The 18,655-nt window shown below is 64.4% G+C and carries 19 protein-coding genes; 9 read left to right on the plus strand and 10 right to left on the minus strand.

The features are described from left to right. Positions 1 to 2: 2 nt before the first annotated feature. The 3 genes from ACZ46S_RS03695 to ACZ46S_RS03705 all read left to right on the plus strand — a co-directional run bounded on the left by ACZ46S_RS03695 (position 3) and on the right by ACZ46S_RS03705 (position 927). Entirely contained in the window at positions 3 to 149 is a 147-nt protein-coding gene (locus ACZ46S_RS03695) for a DUF1674 domain-containing protein (RefSeq protein ID WP_234729757.1), read from the plus strand. 3 nt (positions 150 to 152) lie between these two features. Then, positions 153 to 482, plus strand: coding sequence for a DMT family transporter (locus ACZ46S_RS03700; protein WP_464063408.1), 330 nt, complete (start codon positions 153 to 155; stop codon positions 480 to 482). A gap of 151 nt (positions 483 to 633) precedes the next feature. Continuing rightward, positions 634 to 927 (plus strand): hypothetical protein, encoded by a 294-nt coding sequence (locus tag ACZ46S_RS03705; RefSeq protein WP_295743384.1) that lies wholly within the window; start codon positions 634 to 636, stop codon positions 925 to 927. A 118-nt stretch (positions 928 to 1,045) separates the two neighbouring features. Here the strand turns inward: ACZ46S_RS03705 and mfd are convergent, their stop codons facing one another. Both mfd and ACZ46S_RS03715 read right to left on the minus strand, forming a co-directional pair. Further along, the gene (gene mfd, locus ACZ46S_RS03710; protein ID WP_464063409.1) at positions 1,046 to 4,471 is read right to left on the minus strand and encodes a transcription-repair coupling factor; all 3,426 of its coding nucleotides are present in this window, start codon (positions 4,469 to 4,471) and stop codon (positions 1,046 to 1,048) included. Between the two features lie 238 nt (positions 4,472 to 4,709). Then, entirely contained in the window at positions 4,710 to 4,988 is a 279-nt protein-coding gene (locus ACZ46S_RS03715; protein ID WP_008493117.1) for an FAD assembly factor SdhE, read from the minus strand. A gap of 49 nt (positions 4,989 to 5,037) precedes the next feature. Here ACZ46S_RS03715 and recG point away from each other — a divergent pair, with 49 nt between their 5' ends. Further along, entirely contained in the window at positions 5,038 to 7,086 is a 2,049-nt protein-coding gene (gene recG / locus ACZ46S_RS03720; RefSeq protein ID WP_464063410.1) for an ATP-dependent DNA helicase RecG, read from the plus strand. Between the two features lie 141 nt (positions 7,087 to 7,227). On the opposite strand, the gene ACZ46S_RS03725 is transcribed toward recG, so the two are convergent. Next, entirely contained in the window at positions 7,228 to 7,980 is a 753-nt protein-coding gene (locus tag ACZ46S_RS03725; RefSeq protein ID WP_464063411.1) for a phytanoyl-CoA dioxygenase family protein, read from the minus strand. Continuing rightward, positions 7,977 to 8,468 carry a cupin domain-containing protein gene (locus ACZ46S_RS03730; protein WP_295743391.1) on the minus strand — a complete coding sequence of 164 codons (492 nt, stop codon included), beginning with the start codon at positions 8,466 to 8,468 and terminating at the stop codon, positions 7,977 to 7,979. Before ACZ46S_RS03730 ends, ACZ46S_RS03725 begins: the two co-directional genes overlap by 4 nt. A gap of 55 nt (positions 8,469 to 8,523) precedes the next feature. On the opposite strand from ACZ46S_RS03730, the gene ACZ46S_RS03735 reads away from it, so the two are divergent. Beyond that, positions 8,524 to 8,946 carry an NUDIX hydrolase gene (locus tag ACZ46S_RS03735; protein WP_464063412.1) on the plus strand — a complete coding sequence of 141 codons (423 nt, stop codon included), beginning with the start codon at positions 8,524 to 8,526 and terminating at the stop codon, positions 8,944 to 8,946. Positions 8,947 to 9,069: 123 nt separating this feature from the next. Here the strand turns inward: ACZ46S_RS03735 and ACZ46S_RS03740 are convergent, their stop codons facing one another. Together ACZ46S_RS03740 and ACZ46S_RS03745 are read right to left on the minus strand one after the other, a co-directional pair. Then, positions 9,070 to 9,504, minus strand: a complete 435-nt coding sequence (locus ACZ46S_RS03740) for a 6,7-dimethyl-8-ribityllumazine synthase (RefSeq protein WP_464063413.1) — start codon at positions 9,502 to 9,504, stop codon at positions 9,070 to 9,072. Positions 9,505 to 9,548: 44 nt separating this feature from the next. Continuing rightward, positions 9,549 to 10,034, minus strand: a complete 486-nt coding sequence (locus ACZ46S_RS03745) for a glutathione peroxidase (RefSeq protein ID WP_464063414.1) — start codon at positions 10,032 to 10,034, stop codon at positions 9,549 to 9,551. Between the two features lie 29 nt (positions 10,035 to 10,063). Between ACZ46S_RS03745 and mazG the strand changes: the two genes are divergently transcribed. The 3 genes from mazG (at position 10,064) to ACZ46S_RS03760 (ending at position 13,039) form a co-directional block, all read left to right on the plus strand. Continuing rightward, complete coding sequence (gene mazG, locus ACZ46S_RS03750) at positions 10,064 to 10,852, plus strand: nucleoside triphosphate pyrophosphohydrolase (RefSeq protein WP_464063415.1); 789 nt, start codon at positions 10,064 to 10,066, stop codon at positions 10,850 to 10,852. Further along, positions 10,849 to 11,445, plus strand: coding sequence for a carbonic anhydrase (locus ACZ46S_RS03755; RefSeq protein WP_295743398.1), 597 nt, complete (start codon positions 10,849 to 10,851; stop codon positions 11,443 to 11,445). Before mazG ends, ACZ46S_RS03755 begins: the two co-directional genes overlap by 4 nt. Before the next feature lie 313 nt (positions 11,446 to 11,758). Next, entirely contained in the window at positions 11,759 to 13,039 is a 1,281-nt protein-coding gene (locus ACZ46S_RS03760; protein WP_464063416.1) for an Nramp family divalent metal transporter, read from the plus strand. Between the two features lie 5 nt (positions 13,040 to 13,044). Here the strand turns inward: ACZ46S_RS03760 and ACZ46S_RS03765 are convergent, their stop codons facing one another. After that, positions 13,045 to 13,488, minus strand: a complete 444-nt coding sequence (locus ACZ46S_RS03765; RefSeq protein WP_464063417.1) for a monooxygenase family protein — start codon at positions 13,486 to 13,488, stop codon at positions 13,045 to 13,047. A gap of 54 nt (positions 13,489 to 13,542) precedes the next feature. Between ACZ46S_RS03765 and ACZ46S_RS03770 the strand changes: the two genes are divergently transcribed. After that, entirely contained in the window at positions 13,543 to 14,103 is a 561-nt protein-coding gene (locus tag ACZ46S_RS03770) for a TetR/AcrR family transcriptional regulator (protein ID WP_464063418.1), read from the plus strand. Between the two features lie 154 nt (positions 14,104 to 14,257). On the opposite strand, the gene ACZ46S_RS03775 is transcribed toward ACZ46S_RS03770, so the two are convergent. The 3 genes from ACZ46S_RS03775 to gpt form a co-directional block, all read right to left on the minus strand. Further along, the gene (locus tag ACZ46S_RS03775) at positions 14,258 to 15,514 is read right to left on the minus strand and encodes an MFS transporter (RefSeq protein WP_464063419.1); all 1,257 of its coding nucleotides are present in this window, start codon (positions 15,512 to 15,514) and stop codon (positions 14,258 to 14,260) included. Positions 15,515 to 15,652: 138 nt separating this feature from the next. Beyond that, a complete protein-coding gene (gene pnp / locus ACZ46S_RS03780) occupies positions 15,653 to 17,803 on the minus strand; it encodes a polyribonucleotide nucleotidyltransferase (RefSeq protein ID WP_464063420.1) in 2,151 nt (716 codons plus the stop codon). Positions 17,804 to 18,155: 352 nt separating this feature from the next. Further along, the gene (gpt, locus tag ACZ46S_RS03785) at positions 18,156 to 18,626 is read right to left on the minus strand and encodes a xanthine phosphoribosyltransferase (protein WP_295743413.1); all 471 of its coding nucleotides are present in this window, start codon (positions 18,624 to 18,626) and stop codon (positions 18,156 to 18,158) included. Positions 18,627 to 18,655: the final 29 nt, after the last annotated feature.

The raw sequence follows: 18,655 nt of genomic DNA on the forward strand, positions 1-18,655 counted from the left end.
GCATGGAAGACACCAAACCCGCCCCCGCGGCGCAGACCCCGAAAAAGCCCGAGGCTCCGAAACTGCCGAAAGAGATCGGCGGCCCGACCGGGCCGGAGCCGACCCGTTATGGCGACTGGGAGAAGAATGGCCGCTGCTCGGATTTCTGAGCCTTGGCCTATCTCTTTCTGGCGATCGCGATCCTCTCTGAGGTCACCGCCACCTCGGCATTGAAAGCCTGTGCCGGTTTCACCCGGCTGGGGCCGTCTATCCTCGTACTGGTCGGCTATTGCATCAGCTTTTTCATGCTCTCGCAGGTGGTGAAGGTGATCCCGCTTGGCTATGCCTACGCGCTCTGGTGCGGCTTTGGCATCATCCTCATCGCCGGGGTGGGGTTTTTCTATTACCGCCAGCCGGTGGACTGGCCGGGCGTGGCTGGCATGGCGCTGATCATGGCGGGGGTGCTGGTGATCAATCTGTTTTCCAAAATGGCGGTGCGCTGAAGGCGGGTTAACGCCGCCCTGGTTAACCCCCCTGGTTAACGCCATTGTCAGAACATTTTTAATTGCCTCCCCCGCCCCGCGCCCCAAATCCCTGAAGCTTAGGCGCGCCAGTCACTTGGCGCTTCTTCTTAAACATTCAGGAGAACGAAATATGAAAGCAGGGATCGGGATTATCGGGATCATCGTCGTGGTGCTGGTGATCTTCTTCGGGGTGCCGATGGCCGCCGGCGGCAGCACCAATGTCTGTCAGGCGCTGGAGAAGCATAATGTCAGCCAGACGGCGCAGAACATTACCGGTACGTCCAACGGCCCGGTGCATAACCTCATCAATTCGGTCGGGCAGAGCTTCGCCACCGGCGAGGGCGAGCAGCAGAAGCAGGCGGCAGAGCATCCGAATACGCCGAGCGTGGTGAGCTGCGCTGCCGCCTATTGGAAGACGCTATAAGGGAGAAAGCCTGGGGGGATTTTTGTAAAAATCCCCCCAGCCCTCCGGCGGCTTTCCACCGCTGCTTACGCAGCGGCGGAACCTTGGCCGCCTACGCCCCTTAAAAACTTTTGCTCTTTTAGGCCTCGGGGGTTTTCACCAGCTTGACCAGATTTGAGAGCAAGTCGCGGGCATAGGCCATGCGGGCACTTACATCCATGTCGCGCACCATCGCCAGCTTCTGGTCCGGGCGCAATTTCACCAGCCCGCCTTTGGTGCCGATCCAGCGGATCAGCCCGGCCGGATTGGAAAAATCATTCTTGCGGAAGCTGATCACCATGCCCTTCGGCCCGGCATCCAGCTTCTCCACATTCGCCTCACGGCAGGCGCGCTTCAGCGCCACCACCGAGAGCAGATTTTCTACCTCCTGCGGCACCGGTCCGAACCGGTCCACCAGCTCCGCCGCCAGCGCCTCGCTCTCGGCATCCGAGCCAAGCCCGCCAATGCGCCGGTACAACCCCAGCCGGATCGGCAGATCCGCCACATAGGTCTCGGGGATCAGCACCGGCAGGCCGAGATTGATGTTCGGCGTCCAATCCCGCTCCACCTTCTGCGCCTCCTTGTTCTGGGCGCGCAGATCATTCACCGCATCCTCCAGCATCTGCTGATAGAGCTCGATGCCGACCTCGCGGATATGGCCGGATTGCTCATTGCCGAGCAGATTGCCAGCACCTCGCAAATCCAGATCATGGCTGGCCAGCGTAAAGCCCGCCCCCAGCGTGTCCAGCGTCTGCATCACCTCCAGCCGCTTCTCGGACGCCGCCGAGAGCCGGTGATGCGGCGGCCAGGTGAGATAGGCATAGCCACGCTGCTTGCCCCGCCCGACGCGGCCACGCAGCTGATACAGCCCGGCCAGGCCGAACATATCCGCCCGGTAGATGATCAACGTGTTCACCGCCGGCATGTCGAGGCCGGATTCCACGATATTGGTGGCCAGCAGCACATCGTACTTGCCCTCGCCGAACGCGGTCATCACCCGTTCCAGCTCGGTCGGCGCCAGACGGCCATGGGCCATCACCGTGCGCAGCTCCGGCACGATCTCGCGCAGCCGCACCGCCATCGGCTCCAGATCCTCGATCCTGGGCACCACGCAGAAAATCTGCCCGCCGCGGAATCTTTCGCGGGCGATGGCTTCTTTGATCACCAGACTGTCGAACGGCATGATGAAGGTGCGCACCGCCAGCCGGTCCACCGGCGGGGTGGTGATCAGCGACAGGTCACGCACCCCGGTGAGGGCGAGCTGCAGCGTGCGCGGGATCGGCGTGGCGGTCAGGGTGAGCACATGCACATCGGCCTTCAGCTCTTTCAGCCGCTCTTTGTGCTTCACGCCGAAATGCTGCTCCTCATCGACGATCAGCAGCCCGAGATCCGAGAAGGAAATCCCCTGCGCCATGACCGCGTGAGTGCCGACGACGATTGAGATTTCGCCCGAAGCCAGACCGGCTTTCACCTGCGCGGCCTCCTTCGCCGTCACCAGCCGGGAAAGCTGCGCCACCTTGATCGGCAGCCCCTCGAAGCGGGCGGAGAAGGAGCGGAAATGCTGGCGCGCCAGCAGCGTGGTGGGCACCACCACCGCCACCTGGGAGCCGGCCATCGCCGCGATGAAGGCGGCGCGCAGCGCCACCTCTGTCTTGCCGAAACCGACATCGCCGCAGATCAGCCGGTCCATCGGCCGGCCGCTGGCGAAATCCTCCATCACATCGGCGATCGCCTTCGCCTGGTCCTCGGTCTCGGTATAAGGGAAGCGGGCGCAGAATTCCGCGAAGGCGCCGTCATCGGCGGCGAGCAGCGGGGCTTCGCGCATCTTGCGCTCGGCCGCCAGCCTTATCAGCCCGGCCGCCATATCCTGAATGCGGTTCTTCGCCTTGGCCTTGCGCGCCTGCCAGGAGGCGCCGCCCAGCTTGTCCAGCGTAACCCCGTCGCCCTCCTGGCCGAAGCGCGAGAGCAGGTCGATATTTTCAACCGGCAGGAACAGCTTGTCCCCGCCATCATAGATCAGCTTCAAACAATCATGCGCGGCGCCGTTGACGGTGACCGTCTCCAGCCCCTCATAGCGGCCAATGCCGTGATCCTGGTGCACGACCAGATCCCCAGCCTCGATCTCGGTAGCGTCCGCGATGAATTGGTCGGCCCGGCGTTTGCGCTTCGGCGGGCGGGCGATGCGGCTGCCGAGCAGATCCTGCTCCGCCACCACCGCCAGACGGTCCGTGATGAAGCCACGCTCCAGCGGCAGCACGGCGAGCGCGATGGTGCCCGGCGGCAAGGCCCGGGCCTCGTCCGCCGAGACCACCGGGCGCACCGGGCCGACGCCGTGCTCCTTGAGCATCAGCGTCAGCCGTTCGCGCGAGCCAAAGCTCCAGGCAGCGAGCAGGATGGTGCGCCCGCTCTCCGCCCATTTGGTTTTCAGCTCGCCCAGCGCCTCGAAGGCCGGAATTTGCTGGCCGGTGAGGATCGGCGCCGGGCGGCCGCCAATCTCGATGCCCGCCGCCCCGCCATCCGGCTTGGTGAAGGGCGAGAAGGCAAAGCATGGCCCCTTGGCCAAAGCCGCCTCCCACGCCTCGCGGTCCAGATACAGCATCCCCGGCGGGATCGGCCGGAAAATCGGCTCGCCAGGGCGCGGCGGTAGCCGGCGCTCGGCATAATGGTCGGCGATCAGCTCAAAGCGCGCTTCCACCGCCGCCTCGGCCTGGTGGTCCAGGCTGACGGAAGCGTTGGGGAGATAATCGAAGACCGTCTCCATCGCCTCGGTGAAAAGCGGCAGATAATGCTCGGCCCCAGGATGGCGCCGCCCCTCAGAGATGGATACGTAAAGCGCATCCTCCACCGCCTTCGGCCCGAACAATTCCCGCCAGTTGGTGCGAAACCGCGCCACCGAGGCGCTGTCCAGCGGCAGTTCCGAGGCTGGGTGGAAATCCAGCCGCGGCAGCGCCTCGCCGGAGCGCTGGGTTTCCGTGTCGAAATGCCGCAGGCTCTCGATCTCGTCCCCGAACATGTCGATGCGCACAGGCTGCGCCGCACCCGCCGGGAACACGTCCAGAATGCCGCCGCGTAAGCTGAACTCGCCCGCTTCCATCACCATCCCGGTGCGCCGATAGCCATCAGCCTCCAGGAAGCTGGCAACATCGCTGAGCGAAACCTGCTCGCCCTTGGCCAGGCTCAACCCCGCCCCCGCCAGCGCGCTGCGGGGCGCCACCTTCTGCAGGGCCGCATTCACCGTCGTCAGCACAATCCGCTTCTTGCCCGGCTCCGCCTGCAGCCGGCTCAGCGCCGAAATCCGCTCCGCGACAATCCCGCCATTCGGAGAAACCCGATCGTAAGGCAAACAATCCCAGGCCGGCAGCGCAATCACCTCGATCTCAGGCCCGAAAAACCCGATCTCCTCCGCCAACGCCGCCAAACGCGCATCATCCCGCGCCACATGCAAAACCGGCCCGTCATGCTCACCCAGCCGACGCACCAGCACCAACGCATCCACGCCTTCCGGCGCGCCGTAAACGGGGATCATGGGCAAATTGTCTCCGTTGTCTCAGGGGGGCGCTGCCCCCCTGACCCCCCCGCCAAGGGCTCGCCCTTGGAACCCGCCCGGGTCTGTGGAAGGGAGGGCCATACCAAGGCCTGCGCTGAGAGCGGCACCAAGCCGGCCCTCCCTTCCACAGACCCGAACTGATGGGATCCTAAGGGACTGCGTCCCTTAGCGGGGGTCCAGGGGGCAGAGCCCCCTGGGGTAACGAAGACAGATAGCCTCATATCCCGTTCAGGGCCGCTTCGCGGATGCGCCGGAGCATGGGGCTGTCGGCGTGGGCGGGGATGGGTTTGCGGCCGGTGAGCCAGTCGGCGAGTTCGGCGTCGGGGAATTCCATGACGGCTTCGATTTCGTCGAGTTCGGACTCGGACATGCCGGCGATTCGGGCTTTGACGAAGCCGCCGATCATCAGGTCGTTCTCATAGGTGCCGCGGTGATTGGCGCGGTAGAGCAGCCGTTTGCGGCGTGTATCCAGGGACGCGTGTTCATCTTCGGTCATGACGGCTTGCGGTATAGGGTTGGTTTGGCCAAGAGTTAAGCCCGTGACGATGGAATTTTTGCTGCCCTTGCGCGCTTCGCTGGCCACATTGCCCGGCCTCGGCGCCCGGCTTTCAGGATTGATGGCGAAGCTGGTGGGTGGGGAGAGCGTGCGCGATGTGCTGTTCCATCTGCCGGTGGAGTATGTGGACCGGCGGGCGACGCCGAATTTGGCGCAAGCCCAGCCCGGGCAGGTGGCGACGCTGCGGGTGGAGATCGTCAGCCATGAGCAGCCGGCGCGCAGGGGCCAGCCCTGGCGGGTGGTGATGGGCGATGGCACCGGCTTTGGCGAGATCGTGCTGTTTCACGCGGCCCGGCTGTCGCAATTTCCGGTGGGGGCGAAGCTGATTGTCGCCGGCAAGCTGGAGCGGTTTCAGGACCGGCTGGTGATGGCGCATCCGGACCAGGTGACGCATCAGTTCCGCGAGGCGGAATTTCCCTGGATCGAGCCGGTCTGGCCGCTGGCGGCGGGGATTACCCCACGCACGATGCGCCGGGCGGTGCTGGGCGCGCTGGAGGTGCTGCCTGAGTTTCCCGAATGGCAGGATGCGAGCATTCTGGCCAAGCGCGGCTGGCCGGGTTTTGGGGCGGCGCTGCGCGCCTTGCATGCGCCGGCGGAGGTGCCAAGCAAGGCACCGCGTGAGCGTCTGGCTTATGACGAGCTGCTGGCGCGCCAAATTGCCTTTGCGCTGGTGCGCGCCAGGCGGCGGCGCGAGAGCGGGCGCGGCCTGCGTGGCGATAACCGGCTGCGGGCGCGGGCCTTGGCGAAATTTGGCTTTCCCCCCACCGCCGGGCAGTTGCAGGCGCTGCAGGAGATCGACGCGGACATGGCCGCGCCGCACCGGATGCGACGGCTGCTGCAGGGCGATGTCGGCTCCGGCAAGACGCTGGTCGCGCTGCTGGCCTGCCTGGGCGCGGTGGAGGCCGGGGCGCAGGCGGCGCTGATGGCGCCGACGGAGATTTTGGCCAAACAGCATTTTGCGACCTTCAAGCGCCTCTCCCCGGTGCCGGTGGCGCTGCTGACAGGCAGCGTGAAGGGCGCGGCGCGCAAGGCGATTTTGCAGGATCTGGCCGATGGCACGCTGAAGATCATCATCGGCACCCATGCGATTTTCCAGAAGAGCGTGGCGTTTCACGATCTCGGGCTGGCGGTGATCGATGAGCAGCATCGCTTCGGGGTGGATCAGCGTCTGGCGTTGGGGGCAAAGGGCGAGGCCGCGGATTTGCTGGTGATGACGGCAACACCCATTCCGCGCACGCTGCTGCTGACCCATTGGGCGGAGATGGATGTCTCGCGCATCACTGAAAAACCCAAGGGCCGGGCGCCGATCACCACCACCATGCACCGGCTCTCTGAGTTGCCGAAGCTGCGCGAGGCGATTGCGCGGGCGATCGCGGCGGGCGGGCGGGTCTATTGGGTTTGCCCGCTGGTCTCGGAGTCCGAGGCGTTGGACATCACCGCCGCCGAAATCCGCTTCGCCGAGCTGCAGGGCGTGTTTGGCGAGGCGGTGGCGATGGCGCATGGGCAGATGCCGGCCGAGCAGCGCGATGCCGCACTGGCGGATTTCGCCGCTGGACGCAAGACGATCCTGGTCGCCACCACCGTCATTGAGGTCGGGGTGGATGTGCCGGAGGCAAATGTGATGGTGATCGAGCATGCGGAGCGCTTCGGGCTGGCGCAGCTGCACCAGCTGCGCGGGCGGGTGGGGCGCGGGGCGGCGAAGAGTTTCTGCCTGCTGCTGCACGACAACAAGATCGGCCAGACGGCGCGCAAGCGGCTCTCCATCCTACGCGATACCGAGGACGGGTTTCTGATTTCGGATGAGGATTTCCGCATGCGCGGGGCGGGCGAATATCTCGGCACCCGCCAGTCCGGCCTGCCTGGCTATTTGCTGGCGGACCCGGAGGAGAATGGCGATCTGCTGACCATGGCGCGCCAGGATGCGGTGATGACCTTGCAGCGCGACCCAAGGCTGGAGAGTGAACGCGGACAGGCCTTGCGGATCTTGCTCAATCTGTTCGATCAGCGCGAGGCGATTGAGACGGTGAAGGCGGGTTAGAGGCTGTTTCAAAAGTCGCTATGGTGAGTCGCCAAGTGGTGATTTGCGAGCACCGGCGCGCAGCGTACTTAAGGTAAGTGAGCACCGGAGCGCAGAAAATCGCCGCTTGGCGGCCGCCAGAGTGGATTTTCAAACAGCCTCTTAGCCGAGCCCCTGCCCGGTGAATTGCTCACGCGGCTGTTCAGCCGGCACGGGCGAGCCCGCCTGCAGAATAAGGTTGCGCCGGGGCCGCGCGGCGCGGTTCATGCCGCCCCCATGGATGACGCGCGGGTGGATCAGCACCACATCCCCCGGCGCGCACACCGCCGCCACTGGCCTGCCAGAATGCGCCGCCATGTAGGCGGCCACATCATCGGCCGCATCCTCGCACTGCGAACCGGGATAAAACATCGTGGCGCCGGACTCGTCCGTCATGCCGTCCAGGCACAGCATCAGGCGTAAATATCGCCCATCGGGCGGGCAGATATAACGGTTTGGAAAATCCCGGTGCCAGGCAATCGCACGGCCGAAGCGGGCCTGCTTGATGGTGGCGTTGGTGTAATGCAGCGTCGGCTGATCCAGCCCCAGCAGGTCTGAAAAAATACGCTTCAGGCCTGAGGTTTCGTGAAACGGCCGAAACGAAGTCGCGAACAGCGCCAGATCATTGACCAGAAACAAAGCGGCGCCGACATCGGCGATCCCATCGCGCCGATGCGCCGGCAGGTCGCGCTCGAACACCAGCTTTCCCTCATGCCGCGCCGCCAGCGCTTCGGCGGTCTCCTCGATCCTTGTCAGTGCCGCCGCAAACCCGGCCAGCATGGCGGGCGTATACAGCCCGCTTAAAATGACAAAGCCCTGCGCCCTATAATCCGCCTTCGCGGCCTCCCAGTCTCGCGGCCAGGCATGACGGATCATTCCCCCCTTGCCTTCCCGTCATGCGGCCCCAGCTCACGCGCTGGCCAGTCCTTCCAGGCCCTCTCGCCGATCGAGGCTTGATAAGCCTGGTTTTTCGGGTAGGCGATGCGGTTCTGCGGCCCGTTCGGCTCGCCGATCACCATGAGCCGCACCTCCTCGCCCGTGTTGTTGAGAAAGCTGTGGCAGATACCCGTGCCGGGCGGGAAGGACACCGCATCGCCGGGGGCTAGCCGGTGCAGATGCCCATCCAGCCACACATCCGGCGTGCCCTCCAGCACAAACACGAATTCTTCCTGGGCACTTTCCGCGTGCGGGTAGGAGGTGCGCCGCCCGGGTGGCAGCCTTTCATGGTGAATGGCAATCCGCGTCAGCCCCATTTGGCGGGCCAGCGGCGCGCCAATGCTCATCAGTTCCGTATCGCCCGGATAGACGGCTTCATCCGCATCCTCGAGGTCGCGCCAATGGCGGATGCAAGCGGGTCGGGTCATCGTCAAGCTCCTCGCATTTGGCGGGACGCCGCATTAGCCCTAGATCATCCAGGACATGAGCCAGTATCCCAGCGCGCCGAAAATCGGCATCGGCATCGTTCTCATCAAAGGCGATGAGGTGCTGCTCGTCAAACGCGGCAAGCCGCCGGGGGCCGGGCTATGGTCCCTGCCCGGCGGCAAGCAGGAGCTGGGCGAGACGGCGCAGGAGACCGCGCGGCGCGAATTATTCGAGGAAACCGGCCTGCGCTGCGGGCCACTGGTGCTGGCCGGGCATGTGGATTCGATCCATCGCGACGCGGCGGGGGCGATTGAGTTTCACTATACGATTTTGGATTTCGCGGCGCGCTATGAGGGCGGCGAGGCGAAGGCGCAGGATGATGTGCTGGAGGTGGCCTGGGCGACGCGCGATGAGTTTGACCGCTACGGGCTTTGGACTGAGGCGCGGCGGATCATCGAGGCGGCGTTTGGGTTGGTCTGACGATTTTGCCACCGCCCCAAACGCTTTCGGGACGTTTTTGAAAAAACCTCCCGACCCCGCGGCGCCTTTCCAGCGCCGCGCCGCGACCAAGGAAGCTTGGGCGCCGCCGCCCTGCGAAAATTTTCAGGACTTCAGGCTTGCCCGGGTCTCGGTGATCGCCAGCGCCGCTTTCGCGGCCTCTTGGCCTTTGGTGACGAAATGCGCCTGGTAGATGGCGTTGTGATGCGCGGTTTCCTGATAGTGATGCGGGGTGAGCGAAACCGAGATCACCGGCACGCCGCTATCCAGCCCGGCGCGCATCAAGCCATCCACCACCGCCTGGGCGACGAAATCATGCCGGTAAATGCCACCATCCACCACGAAGGCCGCCGCCACCACCGCCGCGTAGCGGCCGGTCTGCGCCAGGTCGCGCGCCAGCAGCGGCATCTCGAAGGCGCCGGGCACGCTGAACACATCCACCTGCGCGGCGGGGATCAGCTCCTGAAAGCCTTTCAGCGCCTGATCGACGATATCGGCATGCCAGGAGGCCTTGATGAAGGCAAAACGCGCAGAACTCATCTGAAAAACCTTTCTTGATCGCGCGGAACATAGGCCCCGGCGATTTATCCGGGCAAGAGCGCGCGCGCGATGGCGCGTTTGACCTTCGGCGCCTCGGGCTTGGTCGCGGAGATGAAGAAATCCAGCAGCTGTCCGTCCGGGCCGAGCAGATATTTGTAGAAATTCCAGCGCGGCTTCGCCAGAAAACCTTTCTGCGCCACCACCCAGCGGAAGAAGGGATGCGCCGCCTCGCCTATGGCGTGCTCTTTCGCCATCATCGGGAAATCCACGCCGTAATTGGCCTGGCAGAACTGGCCGATTTCCTCTGCCCCGCCCGGCTCCTGGCCGCCGAAATCATTGCAGGGCACGCCGATGACGGTGAGCCCGCGCAGCCCATATTCCGCCCACAGCGCCTGCAAGCCTTGGTATTGCGGGGTGAAGCCGCATTTGCTGGCGGTGTTGGCCACCAGCACCACGCGCCCCTTTAAGGCCGCCAGCGGATAGGGCTCGCCCTTCAGCGTGCTGAATGAAAACTCATGAGCGCTGGCCATTTTGCGTCCTGCTATCTAAAAACCCGATCATGTCGAATGAAGCACCGATTCAGGCCCTCATCAACGTGATGGCGGCTTTGCGTGATCCTGAGACCGGCTGTCCCTGGGACAAGGAGCAGGATTTCGCCACCATCGCGCCCTATACGATCGAGGAAGCCTATGAGGTCCGCGCCGCCATCGCCTCAGGCGATCCGGCGCAGCTGCAGGATGAGCTGGGTGATCTGCTGTTCCAGGTGGTCTATCACGCGCAGATGGCGGCCGAGCGCGGCTGGTTCAGTTTCGACGATGTCGCCGCCGGGATCACCGCGAAAATGATCCGCCGGCATCCGCATGTGTTCGGCGAGGAGGCTAGCCGCTCTGCCGCCGCGCAGACCGCCGCCTGGGAGAGCCAGAAGGAGGCCGAGCGCGCCAGCCTCGCCCAGCATGGCGCGCTGGACGGGGTGGCGATGGCCCTGCCCGCGCTCAAACGCGCCCAGAAACTCACCAGCCGCGCCGCGCGGGTGAAGTTCGACTGGCCGGACGCGACCGCGGTGCTGGAGAAACTAGACGAGGAGATCGCCGAGCTGAAGGCGGAGCTGGCGGAAGCCAAGCCCGCGCGCCTCGCCGATGAGCTAGGGGATCTGCTCTTCGTGCTGGTCAATCTCGCCCGCAAGCTCGGCCAGGATGCCGAGGCTTGCCTTGAAGGCGCGAATGAGAAATTCATCCGGCGGTTTTCGCGGGTGGAGGCGTTGCTGGCGCAATCCGGCAAAACCCCGCGCGACTCGACGCTTGAGGAAATGGAAGCTTTTTGGGTCACGGCGAAACAGGAGGGGTTATGAAGACATTGCTCGAAGGGTATGAGCGGTTCCGCAGCAGCTATTGGCAGGAGCATAAGGACCGCTACACGACTCTGGCGCGCGACGGCCAGTCCCCGCCGGCGATGGTGATCGCCTGTTCCGACAGCCGCGTGGCCCCGGAAGCGATCTTCGATTGCGCCCCGGGCGAGATTTTCGTGGTGCGCAATGTCAGCGCCCTGGTGCCGCCCTACGCGCCGGACGACAAGCAGCACGGCACCTCCGCGGCTTTGGAATTCGCGGTGAACTCGCTGAATGTGCGCTCCATCGTCGTGCTCGGCCATAGCCGGTGCGGCGGCATTCGCGCCCTGATGCAGGGCTCGGGCGAAGGCAGCCGGGACTTCGTGGATAGCTGGATGCAGATTGCCACCACCGCGCGCCAGCGCGTCTGCGATGCGCCGGAGAGCCGGGAGGCGGATTTCGACAGCCAGTGCGCCGCCTGCGAGCATGAGGCAATCCGCGTCTCGCTGGCCAATCTGCTCAGCTTCCCCTGGATCAAGGAGCGGGTTCTGGATGGCCGCCTGACCCTGGCCGGGCTGCATTTCAATGTCGAAACCGGGCATCTGCAGATGGTCTGAGACCGATCAGGCTGATCTGAAAATTTCATAATGATCGGCAAGGCGCGGTGTTCAGCGATGAACGCCGCGCCTTTTCAATGGATTAACCACAGAATCCTAGAGCCTGATCGGTTCAGATTGAATCGCGAAGCGATCAAGCTGAACCGTGAATCAGCCTCTAAACCAAAGCGTTAGAGCGCGTTCAGGGTGACGCAACAGCGTCAGCCTGAACGCGCTCTAAAAGCCAGTGGCGCGGACATGCCCTTGCAAAAAATGTAGCCAAGGCTACATTTTTCCCGTGCGCCATACGGTGCGCGAGGAGTGACCAGGCAGAATGGATGCCGAGACTGACACCGGGCTGAGCCGCCGGACCGAGGCCGAGATCCACGCCGTTCTGGCGGGGCGCCGGCATGGGCTGCGCACCGCCTTGCTGTTCGCCGGCCCGGCGCTGATCGCCTCCATCGCCTATATGGACCCCGGCAATATCGCCACCAACATCCAGGCCGGCTCCTTCTATGGCTATCGGCTGCTCTGGGTGGTGCTGCTGGCCAATGTCATCGCCATGCTGTTCCAGGCGCTTTCCGCCAAATTGGGCCTGGTGACCGGGCGCAATCTGGCCGAGACCTGCCGCGAGCATCTGCCGCGCAAGCTGATCTATTTCATGTGGGTGGTCAGCGAGGTGGCGGCGATGGCGACCGACCTCGCCGAGTTCCTCGGCGGCGCCATCGGGCTGGCATTGCTGTGCCATCTGCCGCTGCTCGCGGGCATGGGGATCACGGCGGTGCTCACCTATGTATTTCTGATTCTCGGCGGGCGCGGCTTCCGGCCGATGGAGCTGATGATCGGCGGGCTGATCCTGGTGATCGCGGCCTGCTATCTGGCGGAAATATTCATCTCCCCGGTGCAATGGGGCCAGGCGGCGCGCGGCGCCGTGCTGCCGATTTTGCCGGATGCGAATGCGCTGACCATCGCGGTGGGGATCATCGGCGCCACGGTGATGCCGCACGCGCTCTATCTGCATTCAAGCCTCACCCAGCACCGCGTCACCCCGCGCGACGATGCGCAGCGCCGGACGCTGTTGCGCTTTTCCAACCGCGAGGTGGTGATCGCGCTAAGTCTGGCGGGGCTGGTGAATATGGCGATGGTGGTGACCGCCGCCGCCGCCTTCCATGCCGGGCATCCGGATGTGGCGGATATTGAAACCGCCTATCACACCCTCACCCCGCTGCTCGGCCCCGCCGCGGCCGGCGTGTTCCTGGTGGCGCTGATGGCCTCGGGCCTCTCCTCCTCGGCGGTGGCGACGATGGCCGGGCAGTCGATCATGCAGGGTTTCGTCGCCTTCTCCATTCCGCTCTGGCTGCGCCGGCTGATCACGATGCTGCCGGCCTTCGCCGTCGTCGGGCTGGGGGTGGATGCGACACGCGCGCTGGTGCTGAGCCAGGTGGTGCTCTCCTTCGCGCTGCCGGTGCCGATGATCGCCCTGGTCGCCTTCACCCGCCGGGTGGATATCATGGGCGGATTCGCCAATTCCCGGCTGCTGAACGGGCTGGCCGTCGCCGGGGCGGCGTTCATTCTGGGGCTGAATATCGTGCTGCTGGTGCAGATGCTGGGCTGAGCGGATCACCCCATCCGGCCACGGCTGCTCTTATAGGCCCCTTCGACAGCGTGCGGCGGAGCGATTTTCTGCAAGCCAAGCGGGGCCGGCATATCCAGATAGATCCCCTCCATGCCGCCGGTCTTTCGATAGGCCTCGTGCCAGAAGCCGGTGCCGGCGGGGTCCTTGATGAAATCGCGCCACCATCCGGCATGCGCGCCGGTGCGGGTGAAGGCTTCCAGACTCTCCATATCCCGCCAATATTGCCGCATGCCGACATGCAACGCCCCGAACAGCATGAATTCATGCGCGAGCAGCCCATCGGGCTGGGCCGCGACGGCGCGCTGGATTTGCGGGCCGAGCCGCGCCAGTGTGGCAACCCCGCGCAGGCGTCTCACCCGCATGCCGAGATACACCACCACCAGCTCGGGGATCGTCGATAAATCAACCGAAACGCGCTTGGAAGCCATGGCGACCTCGATTATGTTGACAGTGTAAACTGTTTTCCCATAATGGAGTTATCAGTGTCAACCAATGTTCCGGAGAAGCGCGAATTGCGGGCGGCGTTGATCACCGCCGGGCGGCATTTGCTGGCGGAGGCGGGGCTGGCCGGGCTGTCCTTGCGGGCGGTGACACGCCAGGCCGGGGTGTCCGCCACCGCCGCCTATCGTTATTTCGCGGACCGGGAGCATTTGCTCGCCGCGATCGCCACCTCCGGCGTATGGGAACTCACAGCGGATCTCGAAGCCGCCGACAGGCTTGGGGTGGACAAGCTGCAGGACCAGGCTTGTGCCTATATACGCTTCGCGGTGGCCAATCCGGCTTTGTACCGGCTGATTTTCGGGCCGGAGCGGCTCAGCCATTATCCGGAGCTGGAGAGTGCGCTGGCGGCCGCCTATGGGGTGCTGGCGGCGCGGGTGGCCAAGCAGGCGGCACCGGGCCGGGCGACCGACAAGACGATGGCGTGCTGGTGCCTGGTGCATGGGCTGGCGAGCCTGGCGATTGATTCGCGCCTGCCGCCGGATGCCGGGCCGGCGCAGCTGCTGGCGGCGAGGCTGACCGCGACACTGAATTTAGAAAATTAAGCCCTAAACATGTTCGGGATCGCGATTTGAGCTAGAGCATCAAGCTTTTAGCTTGATGCTCTAATGTTTGTTTTAGCGAGCTATTTCATGTGTTTATTTTGACGCTAGCGCGTCAACCTAAACACATATTGCTCTAAAAGCGGCCCCAAAACAATTACCTATATAATCTCATCCGCCGCTGCGCCGCCCAGATCGCCGCCAGCGTGATGAAGGCCGTCACCACCAGATACAGGGCCGGGCTGCGCGGGCTGCCGGTTTGAGCGATCAGCCAGGTGAAGATGAACGGCGCCGAGCCGCCAAACAGAGCGATGCCGATCGAGTAGCCGGTGGAAAGACCGATCCCGCGGCCCTGGATCGGGAACACCAGCCCCATGAACCCGTTCAGCGGCGCGTTATAAGGCAGCGCCACCAGATTGAAGAGGATCGGCATACAGAACAAAGCCGCCTCGGTGGGATAATGCTGCAGCAGGGTGAAGGCCGGATAGGCCACCACCGCCATGCCGATGCAGGAGCCGATCATCAGCCCGACATTGCCGGTACGGTCGAACAGCCGCGCCAGGAACAGCCGCAGCGGGATGATCAGCATCAGGATCAGATACAGGATGAATATCGCGGAGAGCGCCTTGTGCGGCTGCATATGCAGCTGCGTGGTGGCGTAGGTGGGCAAATACAGCCCCAGATAGGTCTGCGCCGTGCCGATCGCCACCAACCCTCCGGCGATAACGATGGCGCCGGGCAGGATCGGGTGCCGGCCAGGATTTTCCACCTGCTGGCGCTTGAACGCCGGCGCATCCTCCAGCCGCCGGCGCAGGATCAGCACGACCACACCGCCGATGGCGCCGAGCAAAAAGGCGATGCGGAAATTCTGCAGCCCGAAAAACCCTTGCGGATGCAGCGAGAGCAGCCAGGCCACCCCCACCGCCAGCAGGCCGGAGATATTCTGGCTGATGCCCTGGAAGCTCGCCGCATGCGTCTCCGCCCCTTCTGAATGTTCGATCATCAGCGCAGTCGAGCTGCCGAATTCGCCGCCCAGTGCGAGCCCCTGCACCAGCCGCGCCGCCAGGATGCCGAACGGCGCCCACAGGCCGAGTTGCGCATGGCCGGGCAAAATGGCCATGAACAAGGAGGCGAGGCTCATCATCGCCACGCAGAGGATCATGCAGAAGGCGCGGCCTTTCACATCGGCCAGCCGCCCGAGGATGATGGCGCCGATCGGCCGGGCGAAGAAGGAGACACCGAACGTGCCGAAGGTGAGCAGCAGCCGGGCGGTTTCGCTATGGGCGGGAAAGAAGGTCTGCCCCAGCGCCAGGGCGAAATAGCCATAGACCATGAAATCGTAGAATTCGAGCGCATTGCCGGCCGAAGCGGCGGCGATCAATCTGGCCCGCGAAACACGCTTTTCTTGTGTCATTCACCCACATCCCCTGCTGGTTCAGGCAAGTATGGCAAGCGCCTCGCCGCAACGCAAAACGGCGCCCAGAGGGCGCCGCTGCGTCGCGGAAGAGGTGGGGTGTTTTTGAAAAAACACCCCACACCCCCAAAAACTTTTTTAACCCTCGGCCTGCTCGCGCTTGCTCTTGGTGGAGCCAACCTGGTCGGTGATGTCCGCACCGGTTTCCTGGTCGACCACGCGCATGGAGAGCTTCACCTTGCCGCGATCGTCGAAGCCGATCACCTTCACCTTCACCGCATCGCCCTGCTTGACCACATCGGTGGTCTTGGCAACGCGGCCCTGCGCCAGCTCGGAGATATGGACGAGACCATCCTTCGCACCGAGGAAGTTCACGAAGGCGCCGAAATCGGCGGTCTTCACGACCTTGCCATTATAGATCACGCCAACTTCCGGCTCCGCCACGATGCCCTTGATCATGTCGAGGGCAGCCTGGATCTTCTTGTCGTCGGAGGCGGCGATCTTCACCGTGCCGTCATCGCCGATATCAACCTTGGCACCGGTCTTTTCGACGATGTCGCGGATCACCTTGCCGCCGGTGCCGATCACGTCGCGGATCTTTTCCTTCGGCACGGAGGTGGTGACGATCTTCGGCGCGTTGGCGGACACGCCGTCGCGGTTGCCGGTGATCGCCTTGGCCATCTCGCCCAGAATGTGCAGACGACCACCCTTGGCCTGCTCCAGGGCGATCTTCATGATCTCCGGGGTGATCGAGGTGATCTTGATGTCCATCTGCAGGGCGGTGATGCCCGCTTCAGTGCCGGCCACCTTGAAATCCATGTCGCCGAGGTGATCCTCGTCGCCCAGAATATCGGAGAGAACCGCGAAGCCCTTATCTTCCTTGATCAGCCCCATGGCGATGCCCGCCACCGGGGATTTCAGCGGCACGCCGGCATCCATCAGCGACAAGGAGGTGCCGCAGACCGTGGCCATCGAGGAGGAACCGTTGGACTCGGTGATCTCGGAGACCACGCGCAGCGTGTAGGGGAAGGCTTCCTTGGTCGGCAGCAGCGGATGCACCGCGCGCCAAGCCAGCTTGCCATGGCCGATTTCACGGCGGCCCGGCGAACCCATGCGGCCGGTCTCACCCACGGAGAACGGAGGGAAGTTGTAATGGAGCATGAAATGCTCCTTGAACTCGCCCTCGATGGCATCCACCACCTGCTCGTCCTGGGCGGTGCCCAGCGTGGCCACGACCAGCGCCTGGGTCTCGCCACGGGTAAACAGCGCGGAGCCATGGGTGCGCGGCAGCACGCCAACCTCGGAGAGGATCGGGCGCACGGTCTTGGTGTCGCGGCCATCGATGCGCAGACCGGTATCCAGGATGGCGTTACGGACGATGTCCGCTTCCAGCTCCTTGAACAGGCCCTTGGCGGCTTCCGCGTTCAGCCCTTCCTCGGTCAGCTTGGCGGCGGCCTCTTTCTTGGCGGCGGCCAGCTTCTCGTAGCGCACCTGCTTCTGGGTTTCCTTATAGGCCTCGGTGATGGCGGCGCGGGCCAGCGCATCCACGCGCGCCTTCAGGGTCTTGGTCTCCTCGGATTCCTCCGGCAGATCCCACGGCTCCTTGGCGGCGACCTCGGCCAGTTCGATGATCGCCTGGATCACCGGCTGGAAGCTCTGATGGCCGAAGGTGACCGCACCCAGCATCACCTCCTCGGAAAGTTCGGAGGCTTCGGATTCGACCATCAACACGCCTTCGGTGGTGCCGGCCAGCACCAGATCCAGCTTGCTCTCTTCGCGCTCGCTGGTGGTCGGGTTCAGCACATACTCACCGTTGATATAACCAACGCGGGCCGCGCCCACCGGGCCGAAGAACGGAATGCCGGAGAGGGTCAGCGCGGCGGAGGCCGCCACCAGGCCCAGCACGTCCGGATCATTGTCCAGATCATGGCTCAGCACGTTCACCACAACCTGCACTTCGTTGCGGAAGCCCTCGGGGAAGAGCGGGCGGATCGGACGGTCGATCAGGCGGGAGACCAGCGTCTCCTTCTCGGTCGGGCGGCCTTCACGCTTGAAGAAGCCGCCAGGAATACGGCCGGCGGCGTAGAATTTTTCCTGATAATTGACGGTGAGCGGGAAGAAATCCTGCCCCGGCTTGGCGGCCTTGGCGCCGACCACGGTGGCGAGCACCACGGTATCGCCATAGGAGGCCACCACGGCGCCATCGGCCTGACGGGCAACCTTGCCGGTCTCCAGAATCAGGGTCTTGCCACCCCATTCCATCTCTTTGCGGAAGAATTTATCGAACATACACAGACTCCGTCGCGGCGTGCGGAGCAGAGCCCAAGGGGAATCATACGCAGACAGCCGGGTTTTCGGGGCGGCGCCTCGGGCGGCATGGGTCTGGCTGGGGCAAAAACCCGCAACCACGGACCATGTGGCCGGAAACGCCGCAAGATTTCAAAACCGGCGACGGCGCGGATCATCCCGATGGCGTTTTTGCCCCGAACGGCCGCAGAAAACGCCGCGCCACCATGGCGCGGCTGCGGTTGTCTAGCCGGTTTTGCCCCCCCTGGCTAGGCGCGGGGGATCTGCCCCGCCCAGGGCGGGCTCAGCTCTTGCGCGCCAACGGCTCGTTCAGCTTTTGCGCGCCAAGGGCCGCTCAGCTCTTGCGCGCCAAGGGCGCGACAAATTGCGGCTCCGTGTCCCACGGGAACAGGATCCAGGTATCCTGGCTGACCTCGGTGATGAAGGTATCCACCGTCGGCTTGCCCGCCGGCTTGGCGTAGACCGTGGCGAAATGCGCCTTCGGCAACAGGGCGCGCACATGCCGGGCGGTGGTGCCGCTATCGACCAGGTCGTCGATGATCAGCCAGCCCTCGCCATCGCCCGCGGCCGGGGCCGGCTTGGTGACATGCGGCTCGCCGCGGGTCTCGTCGTCATAGGTGACGACGCAGATACATTCGATCAGCCGGCAATCCAGTTCGCGGGCGATGATCGCGGCCGGGATCAGCCCGCCGCGCGTGACCGCCACAATGCCCTTCCACGGCCCCGCCTCATGCAAACGCCAGGAAAGCGCCTTGGCGTCGCGATGTAGCTGGTCCCAGGTGACGGTGAAATAATGCTGTGCCATGGCATGGCCTTAATCAAGCCGGGCCATAA

This window comes from Acidocella aluminiidurans (assembly GCF_055383125.1).